This window comes from Vibrio sp. St2 (assembly GCF_947311885.1).
GTDB classification, from domain to species: domain Bacteria; phylum Pseudomonadota; class Gammaproteobacteria; order Enterobacterales; family Vibrionaceae; genus Vibrio; species Vibrio coralliilyticus.
Map to the genome: position 1 here is coordinate 817,130 of NZ_CAMZNA010000002.1, position 19,783 is coordinate 836,912.

General features: G+C 44.7%; 16 protein-coding genes. 7 read left to right on the top strand and 9 right to left on the bottom strand.

Annotated elements, in window-relative coordinates:
- The first annotated feature begins 36 nt into the window (after positions 1–36).
- On the top strand, positions 37–717 hold the full coding sequence (locus QMA41_RS10170) for a response regulator transcription factor (RefSeq protein WP_281629556.1): 681 nt from the start codon (positions 37–39) through the stop codon (positions 715–717).
- On the top strand, positions 695–2,098 hold the full coding sequence (locus tag QMA41_RS10175; protein WP_281629557.1) for a HAMP domain-containing sensor histidine kinase: 1,404 nt from the start codon (positions 695–697) through the stop codon (positions 2,096–2,098). Before QMA41_RS10170 ends, QMA41_RS10175 begins: the two co-directional genes overlap by 23 nt.
- A gap of 42 nt (positions 2,099–2,140) precedes the next feature.
- On the opposite strand, the gene QMA41_RS10180 is transcribed toward QMA41_RS10175, so the two are convergent.
- A complete protein-coding gene (locus tag QMA41_RS10180) occupies positions 2,141–3,589 on the bottom strand; it encodes a coniferyl aldehyde dehydrogenase (RefSeq protein WP_281629558.1) in 1,449 nt (482 codons plus the stop codon).
- A 262-nt stretch (positions 3,590–3,851) separates the two neighbouring features.
- On the opposite strand from QMA41_RS10180, the gene QMA41_RS10185 reads away from it, so the two are divergent.
- Entirely contained in the window at positions 3,852–4,739 is an 888-nt protein-coding gene (locus tag QMA41_RS10185) for a LysR family transcriptional regulator (protein WP_281629559.1), read from the top strand.
- Between the two features lie 66 nt (positions 4,740–4,805).
- Here the strand turns inward: QMA41_RS10185 and QMA41_RS10190 are convergent, their stop codons facing one another.
- From QMA41_RS10190 to QMA41_RS10200, 3 genes are all read right to left on the bottom strand, one after another.
- Positions 4,806–6,173 (bottom strand): alkaline phosphatase family protein, encoded by a 1,368-nt coding sequence (locus QMA41_RS10190; protein ID WP_281629560.1) that lies wholly within the window; start codon positions 6,171–6,173, stop codon positions 4,806–4,808.
- A 119-nt stretch (positions 6,174–6,292) separates the two neighbouring features.
- Entirely contained in the window at positions 6,293–7,048 is a 756-nt protein-coding gene (locus QMA41_RS10195; RefSeq protein WP_021455242.1) for an MBL fold metallo-hydrolase, read from the bottom strand.
- Positions 7,049–7,183: 135 nt separating this feature from the next.
- Positions 7,184–8,347 carry an AAA family ATPase gene (locus QMA41_RS10200; protein ID WP_281629561.1) on the bottom strand — a complete coding sequence of 388 codons (1,164 nt, stop codon included), beginning with the start codon at positions 8,345–8,347 and terminating at the stop codon, positions 7,184–7,186.
- Between the two features lie 266 nt (positions 8,348–8,613).
- Here QMA41_RS10200 and QMA41_RS10205 point away from each other — a divergent pair, with 266 nt between their 5' ends.
- From QMA41_RS10205 to QMA41_RS10220, 4 genes are all read left to right on the top strand, one after another.
- Positions 8,614–10,071: a DUF4150 domain-containing protein gene (locus QMA41_RS10205; protein WP_281629562.1), complete on the top strand. Its 1,458-nt coding sequence runs from the start codon at positions 8,614–8,616 to the stop codon at positions 10,069–10,071.
- An 11-nt stretch (positions 10,072–10,082) separates the two neighbouring features.
- Positions 10,083–12,206, top strand: a complete 2,124-nt coding sequence (locus QMA41_RS10210) for a hypothetical protein (RefSeq protein WP_281629563.1) — start codon at positions 10,083–10,085, stop codon at positions 12,204–12,206.
- Complete coding sequence (locus tag QMA41_RS10215; protein ID WP_281629564.1) at positions 12,203–13,261, top strand: hypothetical protein; 1,059 nt, start codon at positions 12,203–12,205, stop codon at positions 13,259–13,261. The genes QMA41_RS10210 and QMA41_RS10215 overlap by 4 nt, the downstream gene beginning before the upstream one ends.
- Positions 13,262–13,330: 69 nt before the next feature.
- Positions 13,331–14,683, top strand: coding sequence for a hypothetical protein (locus QMA41_RS10220; protein WP_281629565.1), 1,353 nt, complete (start codon positions 13,331–13,333; stop codon positions 14,681–14,683).
- Positions 14,684–14,789: 106 nt separating this feature from the next.
- On the opposite strand, the gene cyoE is transcribed toward QMA41_RS10220, so the two are convergent.
- From cyoE to cyoA, 5 genes are read right to left on the bottom strand one after another with little or no spacing between them, the layout of a single operon-like run.
- Entirely contained in the window at positions 14,790–15,656 is an 867-nt protein-coding gene (gene cyoE, locus QMA41_RS10225) for a heme o synthase (protein ID WP_281629566.1), read from the bottom strand.
- Between the two features lie 8 nt (positions 15,657–15,664).
- Positions 15,665–15,976, bottom strand: coding sequence for a cytochrome o ubiquinol oxidase subunit IV (gene cyoD, locus QMA41_RS10230; protein ID WP_281629567.1), 312 nt, complete (start codon positions 15,974–15,976; stop codon positions 15,665–15,667).
- Positions 15,976–16,572 carry a cytochrome o ubiquinol oxidase subunit III gene (gene cyoC / locus QMA41_RS10235; protein WP_021455231.1) on the bottom strand — a complete coding sequence of 199 codons (597 nt, stop codon included), beginning with the start codon at positions 16,570–16,572 and terminating at the stop codon, positions 15,976–15,978. The genes cyoD and cyoC overlap by 1 nt, the downstream gene beginning before the upstream one ends.
- The gene (cyoB, locus tag QMA41_RS10240) at positions 16,562–18,598 is read right to left on the bottom strand and encodes a cytochrome o ubiquinol oxidase subunit I (protein ID WP_281629568.1); all 2,037 of its coding nucleotides are present in this window, start codon (positions 18,596–18,598) and stop codon (positions 16,562–16,564) included. The genes cyoC and cyoB overlap by 11 nt, the downstream gene beginning before the upstream one ends.
- A complete protein-coding gene (cyoA, locus tag QMA41_RS10245; RefSeq protein WP_281629569.1) occupies positions 18,598–19,485 on the bottom strand; it encodes a ubiquinol oxidase subunit II in 888 nt (295 codons plus the stop codon). Before cyoA ends, cyoB begins: the two co-directional genes overlap by 1 nt.
- Positions 19,486–19,783: the final 298 nt, after the last annotated feature.

Here is a 19,783-nt window from a genome sequence, read left to right on the forward strand (position 1 = left end):
AGGACTGTTTAGGGAGAGTGAGGAAATGGACAGCTGATGAAAATACTTTTGATTGAAGATGACACCCACATAGCACGCTTTCTTATCAATGGCTTCCAGCAGGAAGGCTGTACAATAACACACGCCACCAACGGCGTTGACGGATTGCATGAAGCCATCAGTGAACCTTACGATGTGATTGTACTCGACATCATGCTGCCACAAAAAGACGGCTTTGAAGTTTTAGCTCAACTGAGAGGAGAAGGCCATGCAACACCAGTTCTCATCCTGAGCGCAAAACACTCTGTAGATGAAAGAGTCAAAGGGCTGCAATCTGGTGCGGATGATTATCTGGTCAAGCCGTTCGCCTTTCCGGAACTGCTCGCTCGTTGTCAATCACTGGCCCGCCGAGGTCAACAGAACCCTGCCCAAAGTTATCAATTGAGCTACAGTGAGTTATCGCTGGATCTGCTCAAACACTCACTTGAAAGAAATGGCGCCTCGATTCAACTCAATCAACGAGAGTTCATGTTGATCAAGCTGATGCTGGAAAACCCTGAAACCGTCATTTCAAAAACCGCCATTCTTGAGCAAGTCTGGGGGCATCAGTTTGATCCGCAGACTAATGTGGTGGATGTACTGGTATGTCGTTTACGCAGCAAAGTGGATAAAGGCTTTGATACCCCATTAATTCATACACTCAGAGGGGTTGGCTATGTCCTCAAGTCACAACATTGAGCAGGCACTGGCTAAGGCACGCAACACACTACTGATGCGGTTTATGGCGATCTTATTGCTGTGTCTGATACTGGTTGAAATAGTGGTGGGGGTGATGTTCTTCTTCGATTTATACCGCACCGAAAAGAAAATCCTCAACTCAATGGCCACTGAATACCAGCGTATTCTTACCTACGATTCAGCCGATCAACTGATTCACGTCATGACTGCCAATCCGCATCGCCTGATTGAAAACAATATCGCGGCCTTTTCTATTTCGAAAGAGCCTGCGGCCAGCCCCAACTTTGTCGCTGGTGATAACAACTTGCCAGCCGACATCCTACTCAATGATTACCTTACTGACGATAAATCTTGGTTTACGGCTTTCATTATTAACCCATATATGTCGCTGAAGATTGAAGGAGAAACGCTGGATTTTTGGTTAGTTCTCGACAATCAACCGCGTTACGCCATCGCCTACAAACAATGGCTGATGACTTTATACGCCTTAATAGTGTTGGTTGCTATCACTACTTTGTTCACTCACCGCATTATTCGCAGCGCGATGTCACCACTGGTTATGCTCGGAGATTCGCTGGATAAACTCAGCCAAGGCAAGTTAGAGATGACGGACAAACCAGCCGCCACACCGCAAGGTCTGAGCGTCATCAGTGCCAGTGTGCATGACGCTATCGCCCGACTGCACCATGTTACTACTACACTCAATACGACTGTGGATGCCATTGCTCATGATATCCGTACCCCCTTGTCACGGATTACGCTCTCTTCACAATCCGCGCTGTTAGACAGCAAAGACACCCAGCAGATGGAGCACGCTTTATCTGATTGCGCTGAATATGCAATGCAAGCCAGCAATATGCTTACCGCTCTAATGAAGCTCAACGATGAAGTCACTGGTAAACGTCAGCAACAAAGCACCTCAACCAATGTCTCTGAGGTTCTGAAAACCGTTGTGAGCTGGTATGAAGACGTAGCGGATGACAAACAGATTCAATTGCAGGCAATAGCTGACGACAATCTCATCATTCAATCAGACCCAGAAAAACTCACACAGGCGCTGGTGAACTTGGTCGATAATGCAATTAAATACACCGAAACAGGCGGAAAAGTTAGTCTAAAAGCCGATAAAACCAGTGATCATCACGTTCAGATTCTTGTCTCAGATACAGGTATTGGTATCGACAAACAGTATCAGGATTTGATTTTCGAGCGGCTCTACCGCGTTGATGCGAGTCGCAGCAATATTGAAGGCTATGGACTGGGCCTATCACTTGCCGCAGCCATGGTTGATAACTTAGGTGGCAATATTCAACTGGTGTCTGAACCGAATCAAGGCAGTACATTTACGATTACGTTGAGCGCGAACTCAAACAGTAATTGATAAAAAAGGGGACAAGCGTCCCCTTTTTAAATATCACACAGTTCATCGACTGTAGCGCCATAGGCGGAACTTCACCAACAAATTAAACATCTTATTGTCCCATGGGGCAGCAATCATACTCGCGAGATCGATTTTCCCTTTCTTCACCACACCTTTTGCTTTGCTGAAATTCAGAAAGCCCTCTTTACCGTGGTAGTGGCCCATTCCTGAAGCGCCTACACCGCCAAAAGGAATATCGTCTGCCATCACATGAATCATAGAATCGTTGATGCAAGCACCGCCAGAATGAGTCGTATCAAGGAGCTGATTTGCCCGGCGCTGATCATCATCGAAGTAATACAGTGCCAGTGGTCTCTCGCCCGCTTGAACGTACTCAATCACTTCCGACATATCCGAATAGGTGATGACCGGAAGAATCGGACCGAAGATCTCTTCCTGCAGCACCAACATGTCGGTAGTTGGATTAAGCACAAGCGTCATTGGCATTTTTCGAGTGCCCGAGAAGTCTTCATTTGCAGGGTTTATCTCAATTAAAGTGGCGCCTTTGTCCTCTGCATCTTGCAGATACTGCTGAAGTCGGTGTAGCTGGCGTTCATTAATGATCGCGGTGTAGTCCTGATTGTTTTTCATGCTTGGATAGCGGCTGGAGAACACTTCACTGAATGTCTCGCAAAACTCTTCCACTTGAGAGTGATGACAGAACACATAGTCAGGAGACACACATACCTGACCGGCATTAATCGCCTTACCAAATGCGAGACGTTTGGCCGCTTCTTTGGCAGAGTAGCTATCGTGAACAATAGCGGGCGACTTCCCTCCAAGCTCCAGTGTTACAGGCGTTAGGTTCTCTGCCGCAGACTTCATCACCAATTTACCCACGCTGGTTGCTCCCGTGAACACCAGATGGTCAAAAGGTAATTTGGTGAACGCGCTGCTGACCTCAACATCGCCTTCCACGACTGCTACTTCATTCTCATCAAAAATTGAACCCAACATCTCTTTCATTACCGTAGATGTCTTCGGAGCAAATTCTGAGGTTTTGATCATGGCTCGATTACCTGCCGCCAGAGCACCGATAAGAGGTGATAAGCCAAGAAAAATCGGGAAGTTCCAAGGGACAACGATGCCAATCACACCGAGTGGTTGATATCTCACCTCAACCCGAGACGGCTTGAGGGAAAGAGGCACATGGCGCTTTTGCGCTTTCATCCATTTGCGTAAATGCTTTTTGTTGTAAACAATACCTTCCAATGCAGCAAGAATCTCCACCATCATGGTTTCCGCCGAACTACGGTTACTGAAGTCGGCGCTGACAGCCTCAATAAGCTGATCTTTGTAGTCCAACACCGCGTAGTTCAGCTTCTTCAGCTTAGCGATACGCTCATCTGCATTTGGCATTGGATTTTCTGCAAATGCTTGTTTCTGAAGGTCAAGCACCTTGCTTAGGTTGTCAAATGAAGAGTGTGTGTGGTCTATCATTACGGCTGTCATAACTCTGTCCTCCAATCTGATTTACACAAATTATACGAAGAGAACGGTAACAAAATAATTGAATATTTTTCTTATCCGTTACAAAAAATTGGAATAACAAAGTTTATACTGGAGCTATGCGCAAAGTTTGTCGGTGTTAGAAAGATCCTTCATTAGCCAAACTGTACCAGTGGCATACAATCAATAGCCATGAAACCTGATATCGACCCACATTGACTGATTTCCTAATGTGCTATGTGGTAGACAATTAAAGAGAAGAACTATGCTTGATGTTTCGGATATAAAGCTACTACAGAAAGTGACAGAATTGGGCAGTATCAACAAGGCTGCTGACGAGCTTTATATGTCGCAGCCAACTTTGAGCAAACGTATTTCACGACTGGAACAGGCTCTGAATGTAAAGTTGTTTTTCCGTCATAGCTCAGGAATGCAGCCGACTGATGTGACTAACTACCTGATAAAAAACGGACAGTTGGTGCAGGCCAAATTGGATTCAATGTGCCGACACGTTGAACGACTTGCCTCTCTTGAAGGCGGTAAGCTGAATATCGGTGTTGGGCCTATCATTGAACAACTTTACTTTCCCAAAGTCCTATTGGACTTTGTCGAGCAAACCAGTCAGGTCAAGACGTTACTCAAAACCGCGAATGCGAGTGAACTGCTCACGATGACAATGGATGGTCACCTCGATGTCGCTGTAGGGCCATTTAACATTGATGACTTACCCAATGAGCTTATTTCAGCCCCTGTGCAAGGTGCGCCCATTGTGTTTGTCGCTCGCCCAGAGCATCCATTGTTTAGCGACAAGAAACTCAATTGGGATAAGCTTAAACAGTACCCAGTGATTGCTCCTGATGCTGGCAACACACTTAAAAGCTATCACTCAAGTCAGTTCAACAGCGATTTCGTCCAGATAACCTGCGACAACTACACCACATCGAAATCTCTGGTGAGGACATCAGACTTTCTCACCGCGGGTCCCAGATTGCTCTTTTCCCGCGAGATTCAAGAACAACAGTTAGCTGAGATCCCTCTAGAATCAAACATTTACTGGCAGTCATCGTGGATAGCACGGCGAGAAGCGGTCTACACCCCAACGGTCAACAAATTCATTAAGATTCTGGAAGCTAACGCGCTCGCTGGAGGCTAAGTTCAGCCATACCATAAATACTGGCCTGAGCGTAAATGCTTCAGGCCAAATCGTTACGCTGCAAAGTTAACGCATTGCTTCAAAGCTAAGTGGGTCCGCGTTACCATCACAATCAAACTTAGCGACATGCTCGTACCCCTCTAACGTCATCGGTACACCACTTTTCGCATTCCATTCAAAACCGCATTGCTTGCTCTCAATCAGGCTGTAAATGTAGCTGCTACTAATAGACAACGGGTCGCCGTCATTGCTGCAATCAAACTTAGCTATATGCTCATTACTGCCCATTGGGCTTGGCGTACCTTTGGCGGCATGCCATTGCAATCCGCAGGAAGAGCCATAAATATTGGCATAGATGTAACCGTCTTCTATCTGCACAGGATCAGCTGAGCCATTACAATCAAATTTTGCCACATGCTCGTAACTGGCTAGCGCTATCGGTGAGCCCTTGTCTGCATCCCACTCCAAACCACAACGCTTACTTTCAATCGTCGCGTAAACTTTTTGTGCCTCTATATCACCAACAAGAGGAAAACCATCAAGGCGTAATCGGTTTTGCTTGATACCGAGAAACTCTAAAATCGTTGGTACAATAAAGGTTTGAGCTGGCAGGTTATACAGGCCGTCAAAGTCTTGGTTCACCACGGAAACATAAGACTGATAGCGGCTGTGCAGAGGTTGGTTGGAAGCAATAAAAATGGTCTTTTCACTCGAGGTTTGGTTACCATGGCCACTGCCTGTTCTCGCATTGCGGCCATGATCGGTAGTGACCAGAACCAGCCACTCCTCGTCTTTCTCAGTCTGGCGTTTCTCAACCGCATCTAGCAGCTTACCCAGTCTAGCATCGCTGTCTGTAATTGATTTGTCGTACTCATCACCCCAGCCATGGCTATGACCTGCACCATCAGGCTCATCCAAGTGAACAAAGATGAAGTCAGGGCTTTGAGAGCCCAGGACTTCCAGGGTTCGATTCACACTGTAATCGTCACCGCCCCCTTCAGAATGGGCTGCTAACAAAGCCATATCTGCGGGGAAATAGAGTGTATTGATGGTCCCCCAGGTAGAAAATGAGTACATCTGAGCTTGGTCATTGGCATTGTGAACCTGACGAAAGATACTCGGCCAGTCGGCATCGGCGGGGCCGACACTATTACTCGAAATGCCGTGTTTGTTGGCCCAAACACCAGTAAGAATCGTTGTCCAACCCGGGCCACTACTAGTCTTCTGTTCACTAAATCGCCCTTTAACACCTCCAGCATAAGCTTTCGTGATCTGGAGACGATCAAAAGCAGGGGTCGGCAATTTAGCGATATGTTCAAACTGCATGCCATCAATGCCAACCAGCAATACCTTCTTATTGCTGGCCTGCGCAGTGGTGGCAAAGATGAAGAGTAGCGGTAGCAGCCAACGTAACGTTATTAGTCCTTTTGTCATGATTGTTGTTCCTGTGGAGTTAAACACGCGGACGATTTAACACAGCATTCATGACATCAATGTTATCTGGTGATGAATTTTAATAGGCAATAAAGTCAATAAGATGGAGGCAATTCCATCTACATATGTGGCCTCATCGCAGTAAGGTTATATTCTAACGCGGAGCTGATCAGTTTCGGGGTCGGCAGCTTTGGGTTTCCCGCGCTAGGCTGATGAACAGAGCCCTGATCGTGCAATTCATCACCAAGCGTCGTCTTATAAACCAACTCATCTGGGCTGCTTGGTTCGTTATGACACAGGTACACTTCGGTCGAGTCTTTGAGTTCATATATCTTAGATAATGACTCAAATGTCGGGTCGCTATCTTTAGCCGAATCCCCTTCTCCAGAATGAAGATGTGAATCACCCACGAATAATGCATCACCAATTTTAAAGGTAAGATCAGATGGTGGATGACCGGGAGTTTCTAATACTTCAATATGAGAATGACCAAAATCCAGTTGTTCATTTTCCAGCAGGAAATGCTCAAAATGATAAAGATCGGTAAGTGACAAATCATCCTTGCAGCTAGCGTATACCTCTTTGACATGATCAGAAATGTAGATTGGCGCTTGTAGTACTTTGCTGAGGTAGAACGAACCCGACAAATGATCAGCATGAATATGTGTTTCAAGAATCGCGGTGACATGAAGTTGATTTTGTTCAACGTGGTCAATGATTTGCTGCGCGGATTCAAAACTGATCTTACAGTTTTCCTCATCATAATCAGCAACAGGATCAATCACTATCGCCTCATTGGTGTCCGAATCTGCCACTACATAACTCAAGCTACCGGATTCAGGATGAAAAAAGTGCTGAATGTTCTGGGTTGTCATTATGCCCTCCCGCAAAGACCGCTTTTCATTGAACGTAACTTTGAGTTTAGTCGCGATTGGCGTTTAACGAGAGGTACATAGACCATAATTTAATCTCCTTTTTAGGGAGAAAAAATACACTGAGATTTTTTCTGTTTAAGAATCAGGCCAGTACCAATTTGGAGATGAAAGAGGGTCCAAACCCGGAATAATCGTCTGACCAAACTCCTTGTCTAGCTGAATAGCATTGCATTCTGGATGCTCGGCCAACGCCGCAATCAAACGTGGAGCATGAGACACAACCCAGACCTGAGTATTCTCGGCCGCGTGAGAAATTAGACGCGCTAAAGCAGGCAACAAATCTGGATGAAGACTGGTTTCTGGCTCATTAAGAATCATCAAGCTTGGTGGTCGAGGCGTAAGAAGAGCGGCCACCCACAGCAAGTAACGTAAAGTCCCATCTGACAACTCAGCACCACTCAATGGTCTGAGCAAACCATGCTGGGAAAATTCCAACGAGAATCGACCATCAGCCTGATTCACAATACGGATGCTGGCGCCGGGAAACGCATAGTCGATTGCTTTACAAAGTACCTCTTTGTCACCAATTTCGATAATGGTCTGTAAAGCAGCGGCCAGATCGCGGCCGTCATGGTGTAAAACCGGAGTACGAGTCCCAAGTTGAGGTTGTCTGGCGGGGGCATCTTTATCAGTTCTGAAATGATCGTAGAAGCGCCAGCCGCGAATCGTTTCCCGCAGCATAAATGCCTCTGGCGTTGCCATTGGGTCGGCAATTTGATCAAACAGGCTATGATAAGTGGCGATGTGGCTTGATATGACTTGCCATTTTCGTCCTTCACGCGCTTTAATCGCAGGCCCATTTCGGTCTATCAGTGCACTGGCAGGTCGATATAAAGGACCATTCCAAATACATTCACGTTTAATCTCTGGGTCAAAGCCAAACATTGACATCGTCGGCGCTGGTAAACCTAATGAAATCGCGTAGCTGAACTCTTCAGTGGCAAAGCCAAGTTTGAGGCGTTTGACCTTCTGCCTTACTGTCGCTTCAATGGCATGTTCGCCTCGCTTCATCGAGTTGGTTATCTTTTCCGGCCCCGCCCAGAAAGTTGAATCTAGGCCACCTTCAGTCGCGAGCGCAGACACCACACCACCTTGCGCTGTATCCGCCAACAAACGAAGTGCTTTATACAAGTTGGATTTACCGGTGCCATTGGCGCCCGTTATCACATTCAATCTGCCTAGTGGAATAACCAGATTTAGAATCGAACGATAATTATTGATCGCCAACGCTGTAATCATATTCACATCTCGTTTAAATAAAATAAAACATATATTGAAAAACTATTAATCGAACGTTAACATTCGATCGTCTACATGTCATGCGGCCCCCAGTATTGACGAGCTCCACAGTGTGGACCCTACCTTTTTGTGAGACATTCAGCCAAAACCTTTCAATTTAGTTATTTAGAACGGTAAACCATTCATTTTAACTAACCTTTTGGTTAGATTGATGTGCGCTTTATTTTATATCATTGCTTATCTTTTTTGTTGATTCAGGTTACATCATGGGTGTCACAGTTTGCGCAAATGGGCTGAGCGTGGTCCACAAGGGATCGGGAGGAGAAGCAAATGCGACTCTCCCCGACGTTTGTTTGACGACAGTAGGTAATTCCGTTGTACCAATTCCATATGGTAACAATGCGAAGTCGGCAGATCTTGTCGGCGGGACCACAACGGTATCTATGGATGGTGGTAATAGTATTGCCATCAAAGGCAGCAAATTTGCAGCAAGTACTGGTGACGCCGGTGGTGATAAAAAAGGCGTGTCATCTGGCACGATTGAGTCCGAAGCTGAATTTATCTCTGCTTCCCCAACCGTCACAATGGAAGGGATTGGTGTTTGTCGCCTGACGGACCAGATGACCATGAATATGGCTAACACCATGTGCCTTGGTGGTGTACAAAACCCTTCCGTCTCTGTCACTGAGGATCAGGAAGGCACCTACACACTCGAACTCACTTGCAAATACCCCAATGGACAGCCTTACGCGAATGCACCATTTGAACTGAGAGAGTCAGGCGGTGGCCCAATTGGCGCAGGTGTACTGGATGCAACAGGTTGTGGCACCGTCAGCGGCTTACCTCTAAAAGAGTGTATTTTGGTGCTAAAAGAGACCGCAGACACTTATACCCCGAACGCAACCTTGCCAGAAAACGCCCCAACAGAAACATACGAAGATTCTCATGACTTTTGTACTTTTGTTGCGGGAAGAAGAGCGCCGTTTTGGGAAGACAAAGTCGGTGTTGCCAATGACTGGGGCATCTTGCTCTCACCTTCTTTTAGCGATGATGATTTCAAAGCTATGGTCTACGAACAAAGCCGAATCTTGTCACCCCATGTCGTCAGCAAAAATCATTCTAACGATTTCTCCGAGTCTTTCGTTTCATCCCTTTTCCACATTCAGGAAGATCTTAAATCACTAGAAAAGTACGAATCACTACTTGAACTCCTTTTCGAGAAAGTGCATGAGAACGGCGATATCCTGCGCATCCTGTTCCAGGCGGATCTTCTGGACCCGCCTTCTGAACTGCTTGCCAAGCTACGTTTGTTGGGTACAGGTAATACCATACAGCACCTTCAACTGGTTCTTTGGACACTCATCAACCAACAGCTTTGTGGCTTTATTGATGACTTGATTGCCGCATTGGACATGCGATTAGAGTTTATTCAGGCGCAAGCTGAGGCTCGCTCTCTGACTGCAGTTCAAGAAGGCGTTCAAGGCTATCGAGATGGCATGAAAGTGATGTCTCGTGCACTTCCTGATGTCTTCAGTGAAATCCTCACCCAGACTAACGATAAGCTTTTGACCATTTCGGGCATGGCGATTGGCACCATAGTGAATGTCACGGGTCAATCAGGTTTCGCAACGAACTCAGGTGAAATCAACGCCGTTGTCTACACCAAAGCCAACAACCTCAACCGTCCTTCTTTCATTGTCTTTGACGACGTTTTCTCAGATTAAGGTATGACCTCATGGATGCAGTTTTTCCTATAACACAAAGAAATGGCGAGCCCTATCATACACTTAGTGATTTCACTAAACTGTTCGACCAAGTTAAGAGCGGCCGTTACCTCTTAGGGCAAGGTTATGGTTGGCACAGTGGTGTCCACTTGACGTCCAAGATGGTGCCTTGGGGTAAAGGATTAAGACCTATCCAGGCAATGATGGACGGGAAAATTGTCGCTTATCGTATTCACGCTGACTATCAAACCACCATATACAAAGACCAAGAGCTCAAATACAGTAACAACTTCGTTCTGCTGGAACATGAATACAAAAACCCAGAAAAGGATGGCGACGTCTTTAAACTGTACTCTCTCTACATGCATCTTGCTCCGCCATCCGATATCGGGGCTAATTCATCGCTGACGACTCGTTATAAGTTGGTTGACGATGGGTGGAACGTCCGAACGTTTAAACTTGGTGGTGATCCTAAAAAAGGGCAAGTGGAAAGCAAAGTCTCTATGTCAAGCGGTATGGTTTTGGAGTATTTGCATGCAGAAGAGCAAGAAACGGTAAAATTTGAAATTGGGGATCACACTTATAAGATGATTAAGTGCCGCGTTGTTCAATTGGGTGACTCCCCTTCATCTAGCGAAAAGAAAATGAAAGGCAAAATCGTCTGGTTTGCGGCGGGCAAAGACAGCGATTTCGATATTCTTAACGACACTTCTGTGATGGTCCCTGAGCCTGTCTCTGAACCAGAGTGGATGTCTAAAAATGCCGCCTCATTGCGCGATGGCAGCGTCGTAACACTGGGCCTCCCCTTACCACTCAACATCGACTTTGGCGCTATCGAAGTGAAAGCGGGGGATGAACTGGGCTATATGGGGCTTCACGAGTACAGTAACGATGCCCACGCCACCAAGAAAGAAGACAACCGAGTCCACATAGAGCTATTTTCCATAGAAAAACCGCCTGAGTTTTTCTTAAAAAAGATTGCCCCAAAAAATGCAGAAGAAAGCCCCCTTATCACCATTGACGGCAGTGGGAGTGATGGCGCTCTGAGCGTATCCAATGCGTTCTATAGCCAACTGCTCGAAGAGCTATCCAAAGGTGAAGAGGTTGATTTCTCGGCATTCAAACCAAGAGAAGCCAAAGTTTACTTAGAAAACAAACGTAAACACTTTGAGCGCGTTATCGCAAAGCACCCTTCTGACTGGTATACAGACGTCACTAAAGATAGCTATTCTATGATTCATCAACTCGCCAAAGAAGTGATGGATGAAAAGTACATGACAGGTTTTGTGTCTGAAAAGGACTACCTAGAGTCACCTTGGCGTAGTGAGGTCATGAACCATCACGACATGTTTTCACAGCATGAACGAGAAAGAGCGGATAAGTTTTCTTGGATGCAAGACACACAAAGCAAGATTACGCTCCCGGACGATAAAAGTGTCTGGCATTATTGGCCTTTTACAATGAATCAATCAGGCTTCTTGATTGATATAGAAAAGTTCATTATTTTATACAAATCTAAGTTTCCTCGCCTAATACAACCCTTTATTTTTGGTCCACATTCAGAGACTAACCTGAGGAACCTTCTAAAGTCTCTTAATAACTACTATTCAGATACCACGAATGATTATCGCTTCCACAAACAAAAGCTTGCTTACATGCTGGCAACAGCTCAACATGAATCTTATCACTATTTATCAATGGATTACTTTAGCTTAAAGCCAGAAATAGGGAGAAAGGAATATTTCAACCAATATGATCCTGTTTTAGCTGAAAGTGAATCCTTAAGAGAAAGAGCAAAAAAATATTGTAATACTAAGGAAGGGGATGGATACAAATATAGAGGAAGAGGTTATGTTCATTTAACATGGAAAATAAACTATCAAAAAGCCAAAGATAAATTTAATCTTGACTTTATTAACAATCCAGACTTAGCAATGACCTTGGAAAATGCAGTTAGTATAATGATATGGGGTATGGAAGAAGGTATTTTTACAGAAAAAAAACTAGATGACTACATTAACAAATCCACTGATTATATTAATGCAAGATATATAATAAACGGTCGACTTGATAAGGCTGAATTAATAGCTTCATACGCTAAAGAGTTTGAAATTATATTGAGTGAAACGATATGAAAAAAACAATTACACTTCTTATATTACTAGCATCATTTAAATCTTTATCATCAGATGAAATATATAAAAACATTGACGGCGAACTTTGGATTAATAATAATAAATTCCCAGGAATCTTACTTTCAAATCACGTTGAAAGTGTTAGCCTTATGACTTTCAACAACAAACCAGCTCTTGAGTTTAGTAATAGCAACAATAGAAACACAATTTTTACTTTTAGTAAAAAAAATCCAGAAAAAATAAGCTGCATGTACAATAACTCAAGATATATCATCAATGGTTTTACCAATAGAAATGCAATATGTGGTTTGAAACTAGGAGTCAGTGATGCAATAAAAAGCTATTCGAATTATATACCGAAAGTTAGTATTAAAGAAGAGAGATTCTTGTTATCAAGGGATGAAGAAGGTAACATAATAGAACCATTCCCATTAATATTAGAAAAATATAAAAATGAAAATGATTATATAAACATTAAATATAAAACCTTAGATGACTATATAAATTCACGTCCTTTATTAGAATTTAAAATAAAAAATAAAAAGTATCGAGAGAATAATTATTACATTGTATATAATAAAAAAGGGGAAATAGACCATTTATTGATTAAATCAAATACTGAAGAATCTTGGCGTAAGATTATAGTAGAACCGATAAAACAAGATAAATTTTCAATGTGTAGTAATAATAATAACACTGTATTTTCTTGTACTTTAGAAAACAATAAACAAGTATCATTATGTGCCCTTGGCTCTAGTTTTATTTATCGATATGGAACTCCAGATAATATTGAGCTTGAATATCCGAATGATGGTGAAAAACCTCTAGATTGGCGATTAATTCAAGGCCCTAGCCTGAAGCAAGAAGTATTTTTCAACAGAGGAAAATATAATTATGCTCTCAGCTACTCAATGGATGTTGTGGATTTACTTTCTGCTGAATTTCAAGATACCTATGCTTTGGACGTTGAGCATAATGGAAAATCAATATTTTCTAGAACATGTAAAGAAGTATCAAAGCCATTTCCTCCCCATTTTGGAGCGAGCTTTCAATAACAAACTTTTTATCACTTTAAGGATAAGTAAACTTTGGTCAGATCTTGGATAATAATCGGGAGCAGTCTTTTGCTAAGCTGCACTACAACCTATCGGTTGGAAGACGTAACCCAAAAAGAAGGGGTAACAATAGATAAGCAAGCTTTTTCTCAAGGAAAGATCCAACCGATATCCGGTAAGGTGCAGTCAATAAAAAATGATCAAATATCTACTAATTGGTTTAAAGATGGCAAGCTAACAAGAGAACAGCTTTACACTGGATCTGAGCAATTAATAAAGGATGCCAGCTATGATGATAACGGCTCACTCCATGGTTTCTTCTACTCTAAAACTGACTCAACTGGAGGTGGTAGTGAAGGAAAATATATACATGGTGTAAGGCACTATACTTGGAAAGATTGGAGTAATAGACGGACAACGGCCTCCAAATTAGATGTAGAATTCGAGTTTGGTGTCCAAAAATCAAGTATTGATATCATACGTAAAAAAATGGGGATAGATCTTCCATGGAAGTTTACATTTAACGAAAGCACCACATTCTCTAATCTATATTCTCAAGATATATTCCATCATACTTTTTCAGAGACCCTCAACGGATGGGCCGAAAGTAAAAGTAAATATGGTATTACTAGGGCTTTCTTCAATAATGGTAAGTTCATTGCTTACTGGAAGTTTGATCGAAAAGGCAGGGCTCAACGTTATACGGAGCTAGATGGTAATAATGGAAAAAAGGTTTGTAGCTTTAGTCTAGGAAAAATTTATAACTGTAAAAGTGAAAACTCAAAAGGAGTTATACAAGGGTTTCAGTTAAAGACTAATGGAACAAAACGTACATATACTACCTATCACCTTGATAATGGTGTATTAAATGGGCAGTTTCTCGAATGGTCAGAGCGAGATAAAAAACTAATCCGTGATGAATATATAGATGGTGTTTTTTCTTCATCAACTACAGCCATATCTAATAGTTTCTCTATAAATTATGACTGGCACGGCAAAAATCCCGCCAAGGAAAATATAAAAATATTCGAAGATAAACGCCAAATAGACAAAAAATTCAGCGGCTGGGCAGAGATATATAATATCTATGACTTACTATATTTTCGTGGGAAATACTTAAATGGGAAACAGGTAAAAACTTGGGAGTTTGACTATTACGGTAAATTACGTAACTACAACGAATATAGTGAAGATGGGAAAAAAACTAACTTTTACTTCAATAATGGAAAACTTGAACGTTACACCCAGTATGACTCTAACGGAAAAATGTATGGTACAAGGCTTACATTAATTGCATTGAGAGAACAAGAACCATACTACTTAAAAACTGATGTAGATTTACAACTCAAGAAACCAGAAAAATACTTCTGGAATGCGCCACTAAAACGCTACACATTACTTAGCGAGTTCCAGCAGCAATAAAAAAGCGCCCCGTCCTTTCTCTGCTTACACAAACATGCCGGTATCGGATATCTCAGGCATAAAACCGTTATCGGCTTAGCAGGTTCAGGAAGGAGCGCTTAACTCTTTAGATGGGTAGTGGAATCAGCTCCAGACCCAGTACACCACTGATGCTCATCACCACCAGCAGAGAGACTTTAAACACCGATTTCGACCATTGAATGTAATCGCTGTAGTCAACCTTGCGAAACGTCACCTGTGTCCACATAAAGCACACAACAGCGGCAACCGCTAGGTACTCATAGCCAGCCTCTCCCAATAGGAATAGAGACAGTGAGACAGCACCAAAAGCCACAACATACGCCTTCATATGGCGATGTGCTTTGTTGATACCTTCTTTCACTGGCAAAACCGGAATGCCCGCGTCACGGTAATCCTGCATACGGAACATCGCAATCGCGTACGAGTGCGGCATTTGCCATAAGCAGAACATGGTAAACAGCAGAATCGCCTCAAGGCTGATGTAGTTTGTTACCGCCAGATAGCCCACCAGAGGTGGCACTGCACCGGAAATGCTACCCACTAACGTGCCGTACACAGACGTACGCTTGTACCACATGGTGTAGAAAAATACGTAAAACACGTAGCCTAGTAGTACTACTACTGCTGACAGTGGATTGGCGAGCTGAAACAACAAGGCGGTCCCGCTGAGCAGCATCACCAAGGCGTAGACAAACGCAACATCGATATTGATGTTACCTTTGACTGTTTCACGATTCTGAGTGCGCTTCATCTTTTGGTCGATATCTCGGTCAAAGATGTTGTTCACTACGCAGCCTGAAGCAATCACAAGCCCGACACCAGCGAGTGTCGCCAGTAACAAGTTCAGACTCGCGTGCTCTGTTTTTGCGGCAAGGAAAAACCCCGCCGCAACAGATATCAGGTTGCCGAAAATGATGCCCGGTTTGGTAATAGACAAATAACTTTTCAGCATACTCTGGCCTACAGCTTCATGTTGACGTTCATGTTGTAGATGATCCACACCGAGCCAGCGATAAGAATCAAGACAACGATAGCTGTAAACATCAGTGACACTAGGTTCCAGCGGCCATCGGAAGTTTTTACTTCCATATGCAGGAAGTACTTAAAGTGCACAAAGATTTGCACCAGAGCACAGCCAAACAGAAGAACATATGTTGTCGTGTCAGGCAGCGATTGCGCCCACACAAAGTAGAACGGAATCACGGTCAAAATCAGAGATGCAACGAAACCTTTAACGTAATCCGACGCACCCGTTTCCAGATGTTGATCCATTACATAACCCCCAACAAGTAAACGATGGTGAAGACACAGATCCAAACAATGTCTAGGAAGTGCCAGAACAGGCTCAGGCAGTTAAAGCGCATCGCCATGTTGTCGTTAAGACCTTTCGTCGACAGTTGGTGATAGCACACCGCCAGCCAGATAAGACCAAACGTCACGTGCAGGCCGTGAGTACCCACCAGCGTGAAGAACGCAGAAAGAAATGCGCTCGCCTGTGGGCCGTAGCCCTCAGCAATCAAGTGATGGAACTCGTACACTTCCATGCCGATAAAGCCAAGCCCAAGCAAGAAAGTCACTTGCAACCAACGCTTTAAACCCGCGACATCTTTGCGTTTCATCGCAATCATGCCAAAGCCAAACGTGATACTACTGAACAGCAGCAGCATGGTTTCAACGAACACAAATGGCAGTTCGAAAATATCTTTACCTGTCGGCCCGCTAATCGAGCCGCTTTCTAGTACTGCGTAAGTCGCAAACAGGGTCGCAAACAGTACGCAGTCACTCATCAGGTAAACCCAGAAACCGAACAGCTTGTTGCCGCTGGTATCGTGGTGATCATGAGCGTGAGACGCGATGTTAGCTTGCATACGTCACCTCCAGATCGTCTTTCTTATTATCATCTTGCACAGGTTTTTTATTTGCTTCTTCAAACTGAGCACGGCGCTCAGCTTCAATCGCTTTTATCTCTTCGACTTCAACGTAGTAGTCCACGTCATCGTTGTAGCTGTGTTGGATACAAGTGACGATGATGCCGACGAAACTCGCTGCTGCCAGCCACCAGATGTACCAAATCATCGCAAAACCAAATACCAGTGCCCAAGCAGACACATAAATACCTGTCGGCGTGTTTTTCGGCATATGGATGCGTTCGTATTCCACTTCCTTGGTTGGGTCGAACTCACCGCTCTGCTTCTGATACCAGAATGCGTCCAGTTCGTCGCCTTTTGGTAAATGCGCGAAGTTGTAGAACGGCGGAGGTGACGACGTTGCCCACTCAAACGTACGGCCGCCCCATGGGTCACCTGTCAGATCACGGTTTTGTTCGCGATCACGGATACTGACGTAGATCTGGATGAACTGGCATACGACGCCCATCGCAATCACAGCAGTACCTGCCGCAGCAACAGCCAGCAGAGGGAAGTACTCTGGGCTAATGTCTTGGCTCAAGCGACGTGTCATGCCCATAAAGCCCAATGCATACAGTGGTAGGAAGGCCATCAGGAAGCCCACAATCCAAAGATAGAATGCACGCTTGCCCCATGCTTCGTTCATCGTGAAGCCAGTCGCTTTCGGGAACCAGTAAGTGATTGCCGCAAAGCAACCAAACACCACACCACCGATTATCACGTTATGGAAGTGCGCGATCAGGAATACTGAGTTGTGAAGAACAAAGTCAGCACCCGGAACCGCCATCAGTACGCCAGTCATACCACCGACTGAGAAGGTGATCAGGAAGCCCACCGTCCACATCATTGGTGTGGTAAAGCGAATGCGGCCTTTGTACATGGTGAACAACCAGTTGAAAATCTTCACCCCGGTTGGGATGGAAATGATCATGGTTGCGATACCAAAGAAGGCGTTAACGTTCGCACCCGACCCCATAGTGAAGAAGTGGTGCAGCCATACGACAAACGCCAGAATAGTAATCACAACCGTTGCCCATACCAGCGAGGTGTAACCAAACAATTTCTTGCGAGAGAAGGTCGCGGTCACTTCCGAGAACACACCAAAAATTGGCAGGATCAGGATGTACACCTCTGGGTGGCCCCATGCCCAAATCAAGTTGACGTACATCATCACGTTGCCGCCAAGATCATTGGTGAAGAAATGGAATCCGAGGTATCGATCCAGTGTCAGCAATGCAATCGTTACAGTCAGGATTGGGAACGAGATGATGATAAGGATGTTGGCACATAGAGACGCCCAAGTGAAAACTGGCATCTTCATCATTGGCATAGACGGGGTGCGCATACGCAGGATAGTGGCGAAGAAGTTCACACCCGTTAGCGTGGTACCAACACCGGATATCTGCAAGGCCCATATCCAATAATCGACCCCAACTCCTGGGCTAGCATCAATACCCGACAGAGGCGGATATGCTAGCCAGCCAGTACGACCAAATTCACCTAAGCCTAGCGACATATTGGTCAGGATGACACCAACAATAAACAACCAGAAACTGAGGTTGTTCAGATACGGGAAGGCAACATCACGAGCACCAATCTGCAACGGAACAATGATGTTCATCAGGCCGATAACCAGAGGCATCGCGACGAAGAAAATCATGATAACGCCGTGCGCGGTGAAAATCTGGTCATAGTGATGAGGCGGTAGGTAACCGGCTTCACCCGCAGAAGACAGCAACTGCTGACTGCGCATCATGACGGCGTCGGCAAATCCGCGCACAAGCATCACCATCGCAACTGCGATGTACATAAAGCCGAGTTTTTTGTGGTCTACTGATGTAAACCACTCGTTCCACAGGTACTGCCATTTCCCTGCTTTGGTCACCGCGACAACCACTGCCAAACCAACCAAAGCGACAATCGCTAAGGTGATGACGATGATGGGTTCGTGGTATGGAATTGAATCGAGAGTTAATCTTCCAAACATTACGATTGTCCTTGGTTTTCAGGCAAACAGTTCATTGAACCGGGATGCTGGGTCACGACATCAGTAAACAAAAACGGTGGCACACTGGAGAACAGCGTGACTGGCTCAGCGACACTTGGTTCTGCCAGCAAGCGGAATTGCTCCCAGTCTTCGATGCGATCTGGGCTGGCTTTCACCTTCTGCACCCAGTTCAGGAATGCCGCGCGATCAGGCATAGCGGACGCAGTAAACTTCATCTGCGAGAAACCTTTTCCGCTGTAGTTTGAAGCAAAGCCTTTGTAATCGCCTTCATGGTTAGCAATCAGGTTCAGCTTGGTCACCATGCCTGGCATCGCGTAGATCTGTGTCCCAAGGCGTGGGATAAAGAACGCGTTCATAATGTTGTCTGACGTCAGTTTGAAATTGACCGGGACATCTTTAGGAAACGCAACGTAGTTAACCGTTGCAATGTGTTCTTCCGGATAGATGAACAGCCATTTCCAGTCGAGTGACACCACTTCAATCGTCATGGGCTTCACATCACTCACCAGAGGCTTAGACGGCTCCAGTTCGTGCGTTGAACGCCATGTAATGGTGGCAAGAATCGCGATGATGATGATAGGAATCGTCCATACCACCACTTCGATCTTGGTCGAGTGAGCCCATTCAGGCGCGTACTCTTCGTCGGTGTTAGTTGCGCGGTATCGGTAGGCGAAGTAAATCGTCATCAGAATCACTGGGATCACAACGATCAACATCAGCAAAAGAGCGGTGATAATCAGCTCTTTTTCCTGGACACCAATAGCACCTTTCGGGTCAAGCAAAGCAGAATTACATCCTGAGAGCAGCAGAATGGCGGTCACCAAACTTCCCCTCGACAAGATGCGTTTATATCTTGAGGCTTCCATTAACTTTCTCGATGTTTGTCCGGTTGCAGGGCAATGCCTGAAGGCCGGTTGTTATAGTCATTAGAATGTTTATGTGTTGAGCATGTGCAGCATCGCAAAGCAAAGTGTGGGGTTATCAAATAAGCAATCCGGTTAAAAACCATGCTGCTAATATGGTTTAATTGTTACACTTCGAAATACAATGTTACATTCTGCGCATTATGCTTAGATCGAAATTGAAGCTCATCTGTCGAACTTGGAAACTAACCTTCCATTAATGAAATTGACGTATTGATGAACAGCCGCTTATCGCCCACAA

Bases quoted from the DNA above. Each gene is read 5' to 3' on its own strand.
- QMA41_RS10185 (WP_281629559.1), top strand. From the start codon at position 3,852: ATGCTTGATGTTTCGGATATAAAGCTACTACAGAAAGTGACAGAATTG.
- QMA41_RS10180 (WP_281629558.1), bottom strand. From the start codon at position 3,589: ATGACAGCCGTAATGATAGACCACACACACTCTTCATTTGACAACCTA.
- cyoE (WP_281629566.1), bottom strand. From the start codon at position 15,656: ATGCTGAAAAGTTATTTGTCTATTACCAAACCGGGCATCATTTTCGGC.
- QMA41_RS10195 (WP_021455242.1), bottom strand. From the start codon at position 7,048: ATGACAACCCAGAACATTCAGCACTTTTTTCATCCTGAATCCGGTAGC.
- QMA41_RS10190 (WP_281629560.1), bottom strand. From the start codon at position 6,173: ATGACAAAAGGACTAATAACGTTACGTTGGCTGCTACCGCTACTCTTC.
- QMA41_RS10210 (WP_281629563.1), top strand. From the start codon at position 10,083: ATGGATGCAGTTTTTCCTATAACACAAAGAAATGGCGAGCCCTATCAT.
- cyoD (WP_281629567.1), bottom strand. From the start codon at position 15,976: ATGGATCAACATCTGGAAACGGGTGCGTCGGATTACGTTAAAGGTTTC.
- cyoB (WP_281629568.1), bottom strand. From the start codon at position 18,598: ATGTTTGGAAGATTAACTCTCGATTCAATTCCATACCACGAACCCATC.
- cyoC (WP_021455231.1), bottom strand. From the start codon at position 16,572: ATGCAAGCTAACATCGCGTCTCACGCTCATGATCACCACGATACCAGC.
- QMA41_RS10205 (WP_281629562.1), top strand. From the start codon at position 8,614: ATGGGTGTCACAGTTTGCGCAAATGGGCTGAGCGTGGTCCACAAGGGA.
- cyoA (WP_281629569.1), bottom strand. From the start codon at position 19,485: ATGGAAGCCTCAAGATATAAACGCATCTTGTCGAGGGGAAGTTTGGTG.
- QMA41_RS10170 (WP_281629556.1), top strand. From the start codon at position 37: ATGAAAATACTTTTGATTGAAGATGACACCCACATAGCACGCTTTCTT.
- QMA41_RS10175 (WP_281629557.1), top strand. From the start codon at position 695: ATGTCCTCAAGTCACAACATTGAGCAGGCACTGGCTAAGGCACGCAAC.
- QMA41_RS10200 (WP_281629561.1), bottom strand. From the start codon at position 8,347: ATGATTACAGCGTTGGCGATCAATAATTATCGTTCGATTCTAAATCTG.
- QMA41_RS10215 (WP_281629564.1), top strand. From the start codon at position 12,203: ATGAAAAAAACAATTACACTTCTTATATTACTAGCATCATTTAAATCT.